This is a genomic window from Actinomadura sp. NPDC048394 (assembly GCF_040651755.1).
In the GTDB taxonomy this organism is placed as follows: domain Bacteria; phylum Actinomycetota; class Actinomycetes; order Streptosporangiales; family Streptosporangiaceae; genus Spirillospora; species Spirillospora montaniterrae.
This window is the reverse complement of the sequence record NZ_JBEZJL010000149.1, coordinates 1-10,403: the sequence shown is the minus strand read 5'-3', so window position 1 is coordinate 10,403 and position 10,403 is coordinate 1. Positions and strand designations below refer to the sequence as shown.

Sequence of the window (10,403 nt, the reverse complement as noted above, 5' to 3'; positions counted from 1 at the left end):
TGTGCGGGGGTGTTCCGGGTGGGGCGCGGTGCGGTCGCCCCCCCCCGCCGCGGGGATCATCGGGGCCGGTCCGTCACGTGTGGGCGGGAAGCGGCTCGTCCTGGAAGGTGTGGTCGATGTCGACGCGCTCCAGCGGCGCCAGGTGGCGGCGCCGGGTCACGAGGACGCCGATCGCGACGGCGCAGCAGGCGGCGCCGACCACGTAGGGCAGGTGCGGGTTGACCTCTTCCGCGAGCTTGGTCGCGAAGTAGGGGGCGAGGGCCCCGCCCATCCAGCGGACGAAGTTGTACCCGGCGGACGCGACGGGCCGCGGGTTGTCGGAGACCTCCATCGCGGCCTCGGTGAACGCGGTGTTGTTCAGCCCGATCGGGATGCCGGACAGGATCGTGCAGACGATGATCCCGTCGTGTCCGAGGAAGGCGAGGCCGAGCTGGAACAGCACCAGCAGCGCCAGCCCGAGGTACATCACGCGGACCGTTCCGATCCGCCGCTGCAGCGCCGGCGCGCCGAACACCGAGGCCAGCGCGACCATCACGCCCCACCCGAAGAACACCAGGCCGATGCCGTGCGCGCTCATCCCGAGCACGAACGGAGTGAAGGCGAGGACGGTGAAGAACGCGTAGTTGTAGAACAGCGCGGTGAACGCGGTGGTGGACAGCCCGCCGTGCGCGAGCGCGCGGATCGGCGCGGTCAGCCGGGTCTTCTCGGCGGGCTTCGGCGGCGCCTTGAGCAGCGTGCTGATCAGCAGGAAGCCGACGGCCATCAGGACCGCGGTGCCGAAGAACGGGAACCGCCAGTTCATGTCGCCGAGCAGGGCGCCGACGAGCGGGCCGAGCGAGATGCCGAGGCCGAGCGCGGCCTCGTACAGGACGATGGCCTTCTCGGCGCCGCCGGACGCCGCGCCGACGATGACGGCGAGCGCGGTGGCGACGAACAGCGCGTTGCCGAGGCCCCAGCCGGCGCGGAACCCGACGAGCTGGCCGACGGTGTCGGACGTCCCGGCGAGCGCGGCGAACACCACGACGAGGGTGAGCCCGATCATCAGCGTCCTCTTGCCGCCGATCCGGCTGGACACCCAGCCGGTGATCAGCATGGCCACCGCGGTGATCAGGAAGTAGCTGGTGAACAGCAGCGAGACCTGGCTCGGCGTGGCCTTCAGGTTCGTGGCGATCGCGGGCAGGATCGGGTCGACGAGCCCGATGCCCATGAAGGCGACGACGGCGGCGAAGGCGGTGGCCCACACCGACATCGGCTGCCTGAGGATGCCGCCGCCCTTCGTGGTCGACGAGGGCTGAGCGTGCATGGAGACCCCCCTTTAAGAGATCAAGGAGCGGTGAAGAGCTTGTCGAGGGCGGGCAGCGCCGCGGCGACCGCCGCGCGCTCCTCGTCCGTCAGCGCCGCGAACCGTTCGGCCAGGAAGCCGATGCGCTGCGCGCGCCCGGCGGCCAGCCGATCGCGGCCGGCCGCGGTGAGCGCGGCGGTGACGACGCGGGCGTCCGAGCCGTCCCGGCCGCGCTCGACCAGGCCGTCCCGTTCCAGCCGGTTGATCTGCGCGGTCATGGTGGGGAGCCGGACGCCGTGCTCGGCGGCCAGTTCGGTCATGCGGCGCGGGCCGTGCTCGAGCGAGCCGAGCACCGACAGCTGCTGGCTGGTGATCGGCTGGTCGGCGCTGACCCGGCGCAGCATCAGCACGATGTGCCGGAGGCTGCGGTTGAGCTGCTCGGCCAGCGCGCTCTCGGGAACGGTCACGGTTGCTCTCCTCGGAAATTACTTAGTCAGTCTAAGTTAGTGTGGCTAAGTATCGAAGCGGTCCGGCCTGTCTCGTCCGTCACACGCCGCCCGCCTCCCGGCGCCCGTAGGCTTCGGGGCATGGCGATGGAGACCACGGCCGAGTCCCCCGTGCCGGTGCGGACCGTCCTGCAGGCGGTCGGCGGCTGGATCGGCCGCCTCGGCCGGATCTGGGTCGAGGGCCAGATCACCGACCTCAACGCGCGCGGCGGCACCGTCTACGTGACGCTGCGCGACCCCGTCGCGAACATGTCCGTGCGGGTCGTCGGGCCGCGCGGGGTGTTCGAGGCCGCCGGGCCCGCCGTCACCGACGGCGCCCGCGTCGTCGTGCACGCCAAGCCCGACTTCTGGATCAACCGCGGGACGTTCTCGCTCAGCGCCATCGAGGTCCGCCCCGTCGGCGTCGGCGAGCTGCTGGCCCGGCTGGAGCGGCTCAAGCAGGTGCTCGCGTCCGAGGGCCTGTTCCGCCCCGAGCGCAAGCGGCCGCTGCCGTTCCTGCCCGGAAAGATCGGCCTCATCTGCGGCCGCGACTCCGACGCCGAGCACGACGTCCTGCAGAACGCGCGCCGCCGCTGGCCCGCCGTCGCGTTCCGCGTCGAGAACACCGCCGTCCAGGGCTCCTACGCGGTCGGCGAGGTCATGGAGGCGCTCCGCAGGCTGGACGCCGACCCCGAGATCGAGGTCATCGTCATCGCGCGCGGCGGCGGCGCCATGGAGGACCTGCTGCCGTTCTCCGACGAGGCGCTCGTCCGCGCGGTCGCCGCCGCCCGCACCCCCGTCGTCAGCGCCATCGGGCACGAGCAGGACAGCCCGATCCTCGACCTCGTCGCCGACGTCCGCGCCTCCACCCCGACCGACGCGGCGAAGAAGACCGTCCCGGACGTGCGCGAGCAGCTCCAGCTCGTCCGGCAGCTCCGCGACCGCGGCCGGCGCTGCCTCGCCGGCGCGGTGGAGCGGGAGCTGCACTGGCTGCGCAACGTCCGGTCGCGGCCCGCCCTCGCCGACCCGGTCCGGGAGATCGAACGGCAGTCCGAGCAGGTCCTGGCGCTGCGCGACCGGACCCGCCGGTGCGTGGCGTCCGCCCTGGACCGGGCCGGGGACGAGCTGTCGCACACCCGCGCCCGCCTGCTCGCCCTCTCCCCCGCCGCGACGCTCGACCGCGGCTACGCGATCGTCCAGCGCGAGGACGAGTCGGTCGTGCGGGAGCCCGCGGACGTCAAGGACGGCGAGCGCCTCCACGTCCGGCTGTCCGGCGGCCGCCTCACCGCCACCGTCTCGGGCCGCGAGGAGCCCTAGACTGACGAAAGTGGCAGAAGAGAACGCGACCGAGCGCAAGCCCTCGTACGAGCAGGCCCGCGACGAGCTGACCGACGTCGTGAAGCGCCTGGAGGCCGGCGGGCTGACGCTGGAGGAGTCCCTCGCCCTGTGGGAGCGCGGCGAGAAGCTCGCCGCCGTCTGCGAGGAATGGCTCGAGGGGGCGCGCGCCAGGCTCGCCGCCGCCATGAAGGGACCGGAGGACGGCGAAGCCCCGGCCCCGTTCTGACCGTAGGGGACCACGGATCCGGGGCGGGCCCGCGGGCCCGGGTCAGGACCCCTGGGTGGCCGGCGCCGACGCCGACGGCGCCGGGCCCGCACCCTGCTTCGCCTGCGGCTTCAGCGACGCGGCGAGCACCGCCAGCTCCTCGTAGGACGCGGTGCCCGTCACCACGATGCTCGTCCCGCCGGGACCCGGACGCGCCAGCGAGTTCGCCTTCTTGTCGTTGCGGTGGTACTTCGCCCACGATTCGCCGGCGACCTGCATCGTGCCGATCGGCTTGCTGCTGTTGGTCATCCGCGGGACGTACGCCTCCGCCTTCTCGTTGCTCTGCTCCAGCGCCGCGTACTCGCCCTTCGGCGTCACGAAGCCCAGGTGCCAGGCCACCGGCTGCTTGCCGCCGGACTCCAGCCCGCTGATGCGCGAGCTCGTCGGCCGCCAGCGCGGCGACAGGCCCTCCGGCGCCCAGACCGTGTACGGCGCGTCGCCGCGCATGGCCCACAGTTGCGAGGCGTAGTCGACGGTCGGCAGCACTTCCTTGTTGTCGCGTGGCGTGATCACGAAGATCGCCAGCACGAGCAGCAGGCACGCGCCCATCGCCATCGTGAACCCGCCGAGCCCGGTCGTCAGCCGCTTGTACACGGCCGGGCTGACCTTGACCACGGGACGGCCCGCGCCCTGCGCCGCCGCGGCGGCCTCGCCCTCGGCCGGGGTCCGCGCGCCCTCGCCCTCGCCGCCCTCGCCCTCACCGGGCGCGGCGCCCTCGGCCGCGGACGCCGCGGACGCCGCGGGCGGCTCCCCGGCGGGCGGCCGCTCGCCGGCGGCGGGCCGCTCGGGCCCGGAGGCGGTCTCGGCGGTGTCCGGAGCGGATGCGGGACTCTTCTCGGTCACCCCTCCAGGATCCCGCACGGTCAGGGCTGCTCCGTACGGGGGTCGCTGATCGTGCCGACGATGCCCATGATCTCGTCCGCGAGGGTGCGCGCCGCGTCCTCGTCGTCCATCAGCGAGATCTCCGACACCGCGCCCGCCATCGCGCCCGTCAGCACCACGACCAGCGCCTCGTCCACGCCGCCGTCGGCGGTGTGGAACAGGGCGGCGTTCCGGCGCGCCCACTTGTTCAGCCGCTGGCGCATCACCCGGTCGAAGCCGGGCGGCCCGTCGCCGGAGATGAACAGCCGCGCGACGTCCCGCTCCCGCAGGCAGCCGTCCAGGTACGCGCCGGCGCCCGCGACGAACTGCCGCATCGGGTCGTTCTCGCCCGCGTCCCGCACCGCGTTGATCGCCTTGCGGGTGCGCTCCTGCTGGCGGCCCTGGAACTCCTCGAACAGCGTCAGGTACAGGTCGGCCTTGCCGTTGAAGTGGTGGTACAGGCTGCCGACGCTGGCGCCCGCCTTGGCGACGATGTCGGTCACCGCGGCCTGCGCGAAGCCCGCCTCGCAGAAGACGTCACGGGCGGCGGACAGCAGGGCGCTGCGCGTGGCGGCCCCGCGGTCGGAGGTCCGCGCGGGCGCCTCCGCGGCCCCCGCGCCCCCGTCCTGTGCCGCCCCGTCGGACGAGACGTCGATGTCGCTGCTCATGAGCCCAGAGATTACGCCCTCTTCCCACGGGGAAACGATCCCTTGCCCGCGTGACGGTCAAAACGACCCCCGCGCGCGGGCGGGTCTCCCCGGCGCACCGGCTGGTCTGGTCCAATTTGTGACCCGCCGTCCGGTCCCCGGAGAATCCGAGTCACCATCGAACGAAGGGGCCGCCCCGTCATGTCCGAAGAGACCACCGTTTCCTCCCCGCTGACCACCGAGCCGGCCGCACCGGACCGCAACCTGGCGATGGAGCTGGTCCGGGTGACCGAGGCCGCCGCCATGGCCGCGGCCCGCTGGGTCGGCCGCGGGGACAAGAACGGCGCCGACGGAGCCGCCGTCAACGCGATGCGCCAGCTCATCAACACCGTCTCGATGCGCGGCGTCGTCGTGATCGGCGAGGGCGAGAAGGACAACGCCCCCATGCTCTACAACGGCGAGGAGGTCGGCGACGGGTCCGGCGCCGAGTGCGACGTCGCGGTCGACCCCGTCGACGGCACGCGGCTCACCGCGCTCGGCATGAACAACGCGATCGCCGTGCTGTCGGTGGCCCCGCGCGGGTCGATGTTCGACCCGTCCGCCGTGTTCTACATGGAGAAGCTCGTCACTGGGCCCGAGGCCGCCGACGTCGTCGACATCGAGCGGCCGATCGCCGACAACATCCGCGCGATCGCCCGCGCGAAGGGCTCCTCGACGCACGACGTGACCGTCTGCATCCTCGACCGGCCCCGGCACGAGGGCATCGTCAAGGAGGTCCGGGAGACCGGCGCCCGGATCAAGTTCATCCTGGACGGCGACGTCGCCGGCGCGATCATGGCGTCCCGGCCCGGCACCGGCGTCGACGTCCTGCTCGGCATCGGCGGCACCCCCGAGGGCATCATCGCCGCGTGCGCGATCAAGGCCCTCGGCGGCGTCATCCAGGGCCGGCTGTGGCCGCAGGACGACGCCGAGCGGCGGAAGGCGATCGACGCGGGCCACGATCTCGGGCGCGTCCTGACCACCGACGACCTCGTCACGTCCGACGACGTCTTCTTCGCCGCGACCGGCATCACCGACGGGGAGCTCGTCGACGGCGTCCGGTACAGCAAGGGCACGGCCGTCACCCACTCGCTGGTGATGCGGTCGCGCAGCGGCACGATCCGCACCATCTCCAGCGAGCACAAGCTCAGCAAGCTCCGCGCCTACAGCGCGATCAACTTCGACAGCGCGGTCTAGCGGGCGCTCGTCAGGGCTCCAGGCGGCGGAAGCGCTGGGCCACGACGAGCGTCTCGTCGGTGATCTCGGGCCGGTGGCCGAGGAACGCCGCGACGCCGTCGCCGCGGAAGAAGCGCTCGTGGTCGGCGCGCCATTCGGCGGCGCCGGAGTAGCCGCGGCCTTCGGCGCGGGCGTAGGCGTCGTCGATCTCCGTGATCGGGACGACGCGGACCTCGGTGAGCTCGATCGCGGCGGCGGGACGGCCGTCGGAGTCCAGCACGGCGAACCGGTCGCCCGGCGCCGGGACCGGTTCGCCGGCCTTCTCGTGGATCTCGAGGAGGCCGGTGAAGGCCGTCTTCTCGCCGGTGAGGACCGCGGCCACGCCGCGGTCGCGTTCGGGGCCGGGGAAGGCGAGTTCGAGGGGCGGGAGGTCGTCCATGGCGGCTAGCGTCGCAGGCGGCCCTTGACGCGCTGGCGGAGGGTCCGCTTCGGGGCCCTGGCCTTCACCGACCCGAAGACGAGCGTGCCCGCGACCTCGATGGTGGGGCCCTCGGCGGCGGGACGGGTACGGAGCTCGCGGGTGCTGAGGACGGTGCGTCCGGTGACGTCCACCCGGACGCCCTCGGGGACGAGCAGGCGGACGCGGCCGGCGAGGACCATCGAGTCGAGGACGATGTGGCTGCGCTGCAGGACGGCCTCGCGCAGGTCGAGCTCGACGGTGCCGAAGAGGGCGAGCAGCGGCAGCTTCACCGGGACGACCCAGCGGCCGTCGCGGCGGACGCGCCCGAAGAAGACCGTGACCGGGCGGTCGTCCACGAGGATGGGCTGGGCCTCCTCGGGGCTGAGGTCGAGGGTGAGGCCGGTGAGCTCGCCGAGGGTGCGGGCGGCGTAGACGCGGGCGGTGCGGTCGGCGTGCTCCTCCAGGGTGAGCCGGCCGTCGGCGAGCGCCTCGCCGAGCACGGCCGCGACGCGCTCCCGGTCGGCGTCGGAGGCGCGCAGGTCGCTCACGCGGGTCGCCTGTCCCGGGCGGCGGGGGATGTCCACACCAAGAGGTTACTGGGCGCGCGGCGGGGGACCCCGAGAAAAATGGATGGGTTTCGCCGGGGCCGGTACCTAGGGTGACGGCATGACGGTGCAACGTGCGCAGCTCGCGGCCGAGGAGGGGGAGGCCGGGTCGGCGGCGATCAGCCTGCGGGGCGTGGTCAAGCGGTTCGGGTCGTTCACCGCGGTGGACGGGCTGGACCTGGACGTCCCGGCGGGCAGCTGCCTGGGGCTCCTCGGGCCGAACGGCGCCGGGAAGTCGACGACCATGCGGATGCTGACCGCGCAGGCGGTGGCGGACGAGGGCCGCATCCGGGTGCTGGGGTTCGAGGTGCCGGCGCAGGCGAAGCAGGCGCGGGCGGCGATGGGGGTCGTCCCGCAGCAGGACAACCTGGACGAGGAGCTGACCGCCCGGGAGAACCTGGAGGTGTTCGCGCACCTGTACCGGGTGCCGCGGCGGGAGCGCCGCAAGGCCGTGGACGACGCGCTGGCGATCGCGCACCTGACCGGGCGGCAGGGCACGAAGGTGGACGACCTGTCGGGCGGGATGCGGCGGCGGCTGCTGATCGCGCGGGGGCTGGTGCACCGTCCGGCGCTGGTGCTGCTGGACGAGCCGACGGTGGGCCTGGACCCGCAGGTGCGGGCGGAGCTGTGGGGCCTGATCGACGGGCTGCGGTCGCGCGGCACGACGGTGCTGATGTCGACGCACTACATCGAGGAGGCCGAGCGGCTCGCGGACGAGTGCGCGCTGATGTCGCACGGCAAGGTGATCGCGCGGGGGTCGCCGGCGGAGCTGGTCGCGGAGTACGCGGGCGAGCGGGTGGTGGAGCACTACGGGCCGCCCGGCCGGCTGGCCGAGGTGGAGCGGGCCGCGCAGGCGGCGGGGCTGCCGACGCGGCGGACGGGCCCGTCGGTGTCGGTGCTGAAGGCGGAGACGATCCCGCCGTCGCTGGACGAGGAGCTGGGCCCGGACGGCGTGCGCCGCGCGGCCAACCTGGAGGACGTGTTCGTGGTGCTGACCGGGGAGCGAGTGGAATGACCGTGGAGGCCGGGCGGGCGCCGCGGCTGCGGCGCTTCGAGCTGGCGCCGTTGAAGGGGATCTGGCGGCACGAGCTGGCGCTGTACAAGCGGTACTGGATGACGCAGTCGTTCGCGTCGATGGTGGAGCCGACGTTCTACCTGCTGGCGTTCGGCTACGGGTTCGGGTCGATACTCGCGGCGGTCGGGCACTACCGGTACCTCGACTTCGTCGCGACGGGCGTGGTCGGGACGGCGGCGCTGTTCACGTCGGTGTTCCCGGGGATGTTCAACTCCTACATCCGGCGGGCGTTCCAGCACACCTACGACGCGATCCTGGCGGCGCCGGTGGACGTGCACGAGCTGGTGACGGCGGAGGCGCTGTGGATCGCGGCGAAGTCGTCGGTGTACTCGTGCACGCCGATCGTGGTGGCGCTGTTCTTCGGGCTGGACCCGTCGTTCGGGATGCTGCTGGTGCCGTTCATGGTCTTCTTCCTGGCGCTCGGGTTCGGGCTGTTCGGGATGTGGACGTCGTCGGTGGTGCCGTCGATCAACTCGTTCGACTACGTGATCACCGGGGTGGTGACGCCGCTGTTCCTGGTGGCGGGGACGTTCTTCCCGGTGGACGCGCTGCCGGACTGGGCGGGGTACGCGGCGCGGGTGAACCCGCTGTACCACTGCGTGGAGCTGGTCCGGCACGCCGTGTTCGGGCTGCGGCCGCTCGCCGACCTCGGGCACCTGGGGGCGCTGGTGGCGTTCGCGGGGCTGATGTGGATACTGGCGGTCCGGGGCATGCGCAGGCGGCTGATCGACTGATCGGCACGTCTTCCTGGATGATTGACCCGGCGCGTACCCTGTCTCTACGCTGACGCGAATCTTCTTCACATTTCGTTGGCAGAGAGGTCGCACCGCATGAGCGAGGGCATCACCGAGCGGGACCGCCGCGCGCGGGTCTCCGCCTACGCCGCTTTCGCCGTCCAGGGACTGTGCTTCGCCTCTCTGGTGACGCAGGTCCCGAAGATGCAGAAGACGCACCACCTCAGCGACGGGACGCTCTCCCTCGTCCTGCTGATGGTGCCGCTGATCGCCGGCGTCGGCAGCGTCGTGTCGGGCGCGCTGTTCAAGCGGTTCGGCAGCGGCCTCGTGCTGCGGGTCGCGCAGCCCGCCGTCGCCGTCACCATCGTGCTGATCGGCGCCACCGGCGACAACGACATCGCCCTGTACGGGGCCGTCGCCCTGTTCGGCCTGTTCGTCGGCGCGGTGGACGCCTCCATGAACGCGCAGGCGATCGCGGTGGAGCGCCGCTACGGCGTCAGCCTGATCACCGGCTTCTACGCGGTGTGGTCCGTCGCCGGGATCCTCGGCGGCCTGTGGGCGTCGGCGTCCAACAAGATGGACCTCTCGCTCCTCACCGGCTTCGGCATCGCCGCCGTCGTCGGCATCGCGGGCTCCCTTGCCACCGGGCCCCGGCTGTACCGGCGCGAGGAGGAGGGCGACGGGCCGTCCGCCGAGGAGCTGAAGGCCGCCGAGCGCAGCGTCCCGTGGCGCCCGATCCTGATCGTCGGCGCGGCGATGGCGGTCGCCTACCTGGCCGACTCGGCAATCTCCAGCTACGGCGCCAAGTACCTGGACGACGAGCTGTCGGCGGCCGACTGGGTCGCCCCGCTCGGCTACGTCGCCTACCAGATCACCATGGTGATCAGCCGCGCGGTCGCCGACCTCGGCGTCCGCCGCTCGGGCCCCGTCCAGGTGGTGCGGCTCGGCGGGCTGATCGGCATCATCGGCATGATCGGCGTGGTGGCGGCGCCGAACGCGGCCGTCGCCATCGCCGCGTTCGCGGTCGCCGGCCTCGGCCTCAGCGTGATCGCGCCGGTCTCCTTCTCCGCCGCCGGACGCGTCGACCCGACCGGCCTCGGCGTCGCGGTCGCCCGCGTGAACATCTTCAACTACGTCGGCTTCGTGCTCGGCGCCGCCGTCGTCGGCGCGATCGCGCCGGTCAGCCACACCCACGGGCTGCGGCTGGCGTTCATCGTCCCGGCCGCGCTGATCCTGGTGGTGTTCGTGACGGCGAAGGGCTTCGACCCGAAGCCGGTCAAGGGCGCCGACCCCAACGCCCCCGCCATGGAACGCCCCTTCGCCTAGGCACGTGGACCCGGCTGGACAAAGACACCGAGGGCCCGGCTGAACACAGCCACGGAAGGCCGAACCTAAGCCACCGCCACGGGCAGGCACGCGGAGCGAGCGCTAGCGAG

12 protein-coding genes are annotated in these 10,403 nt (G+C 72.9%); 6 read left to right on the top strand and 6 right to left on the bottom strand.

The genetic code is table 11. The features are described from left to right. Window positions 1–73: 73 nt before the first annotated feature. Both AB0C78_RS49925 and AB0C78_RS49920 read right to left on the bottom strand, forming a co-directional pair. Window positions 74–1,303, bottom strand: coding sequence for an MFS transporter (locus AB0C78_RS49925; protein WP_360762639.1), 1,230 nt, complete (start codon window positions 1,301–1,303; stop codon window positions 74–76). A gap of 20 nt (window positions 1,304–1,323) precedes the next feature. Next, a complete protein-coding gene (locus AB0C78_RS49920; protein ID WP_360762636.1) occupies window positions 1,324–1,749 on the bottom strand; it encodes a MarR family transcriptional regulator in 426 nt (141 codons plus the stop codon). Window positions 1,750–1,869: 120 nt separating this feature from the next. Here AB0C78_RS49920 and xseA point away from each other — a divergent pair, with 120 nt between their 5' ends. Next, complete coding sequence (xseA, locus tag AB0C78_RS49915; RefSeq protein ID WP_360762633.1) at window positions 1,870–3,084, top strand: exodeoxyribonuclease VII large subunit; 1,215 nt, start codon at window positions 1,870–1,872, stop codon at window positions 3,082–3,084. A 1-nt stretch (window position 3,085) separates the two neighbouring features. Then, a complete protein-coding gene (locus AB0C78_RS49910; protein ID WP_360762642.1) occupies window positions 3,086–3,331 on the top strand; it encodes an exodeoxyribonuclease VII small subunit in 246 nt (81 codons plus the stop codon). A gap of 42 nt (window positions 3,332–3,373) precedes the next feature. Here the strand turns inward: AB0C78_RS49910 and AB0C78_RS49905 are convergent, their stop codons facing one another. Next, window positions 3,374–4,213, bottom strand: a complete 840-nt coding sequence (locus tag AB0C78_RS49905) for a DUF4245 domain-containing protein (protein ID WP_360762630.1) — start codon at window positions 4,211–4,213, stop codon at window positions 3,374–3,376. A gap of 20 nt (window positions 4,214–4,233) precedes the next feature. Further along, window positions 4,234–4,899, bottom strand: coding sequence for a TetR/AcrR family transcriptional regulator (locus tag AB0C78_RS49900; protein WP_151545612.1), 666 nt, complete (start codon window positions 4,897–4,899; stop codon window positions 4,234–4,236). Between the two features lie 180 nt (window positions 4,900–5,079). Between AB0C78_RS49900 and glpX the strand changes: the two genes are divergently transcribed. Further along, complete coding sequence (glpX, locus tag AB0C78_RS49895) at window positions 5,080–6,114, top strand: class II fructose-bisphosphatase (protein ID WP_151545611.1); 1,035 nt, start codon at window positions 5,080–5,082, stop codon at window positions 6,112–6,114. 10 nt (window positions 6,115–6,124) lie between these two features. On the opposite strand, the gene AB0C78_RS49890 is transcribed toward glpX, so the two are convergent. Continuing rightward, a complete protein-coding gene (locus AB0C78_RS49890; RefSeq protein WP_360762626.1) occupies window positions 6,125–6,532 on the bottom strand; it encodes an ASCH domain-containing protein in 408 nt (135 codons plus the stop codon). Window positions 6,533–6,537: 5 nt separating this feature from the next. Then, window positions 6,538–7,137, bottom strand: coding sequence for a DUF1707 domain-containing protein (locus AB0C78_RS49885; protein WP_360762623.1), 600 nt, complete (start codon window positions 7,135–7,137; stop codon window positions 6,538–6,540). A gap of 82 nt (window positions 7,138–7,219) precedes the next feature. Here AB0C78_RS49885 and AB0C78_RS49880 point away from each other — a divergent pair, with 82 nt between their 5' ends. From AB0C78_RS49880 to AB0C78_RS49870, 3 genes are all read left to right on the top strand, one after another. Further along, a complete protein-coding gene (locus AB0C78_RS49880) occupies window positions 7,220–8,173 on the top strand; it encodes an ABC transporter ATP-binding protein (RefSeq protein ID WP_360762620.1) in 954 nt (317 codons plus the stop codon). Further along, complete coding sequence (locus tag AB0C78_RS49875; protein ID WP_360762617.1) at window positions 8,170–8,967, top strand: ABC transporter permease; 798 nt, start codon at window positions 8,170–8,172, stop codon at window positions 8,965–8,967. The genes AB0C78_RS49880 and AB0C78_RS49875 overlap by 4 nt, the downstream gene beginning before the upstream one ends. 96 nt (window positions 8,968–9,063) lie before the next feature. Further along, window positions 9,064–10,293: an MFS transporter gene (locus AB0C78_RS49870; protein ID WP_360762614.1), complete on the top strand. Its 1,230-nt coding sequence runs from the start codon at window positions 9,064–9,066 to the stop codon at window positions 10,291–10,293. The last annotated feature ends 110 nt before the right edge of the window (window positions 10,294–10,403 follow it).

Coding starts and splice junctions, on each gene's coding strand:
- AB0C78_RS49925 (WP_360762639.1), bottom strand. CDS start 1,303: ATGCACGCTCAGCCCTCGTCGACCACGAAGGGCGGCGGCATCCTCAGG.
- xseA (WP_360762633.1), top strand. CDS start 1,870: ATGGCGATGGAGACCACGGCCGAGTCCCCCGTGCCGGTGCGGACCGTC.
- AB0C78_RS49900 (WP_151545612.1), bottom strand. CDS start 4,899: ATGAGCAGCGACATCGACGTCTCGTCCGACGGGGCGGCACAGGACGGG.
- glpX (WP_151545611.1), top strand. CDS start 5,080: ATGTCCGAAGAGACCACCGTTTCCTCCCCGCTGACCACCGAGCCGGCC.
- AB0C78_RS49890 (WP_360762626.1), bottom strand. CDS start 6,532: ATGGACGACCTCCCGCCCCTCGAACTCGCCTTCCCCGGCCCCGAACGC.
- AB0C78_RS49880 (WP_360762620.1), top strand. CDS start 7,220: ATGACGGTGCAACGTGCGCAGCTCGCGGCCGAGGAGGGGGAGGCCGGG.
- AB0C78_RS49875 (WP_360762617.1), top strand. CDS start 8,170: ATGACCGTGGAGGCCGGGCGGGCGCCGCGGCTGCGGCGCTTCGAGCTG.
- AB0C78_RS49870 (WP_360762614.1), top strand. CDS start 9,064: ATGAGCGAGGGCATCACCGAGCGGGACCGCCGCGCGCGGGTCTCCGCC.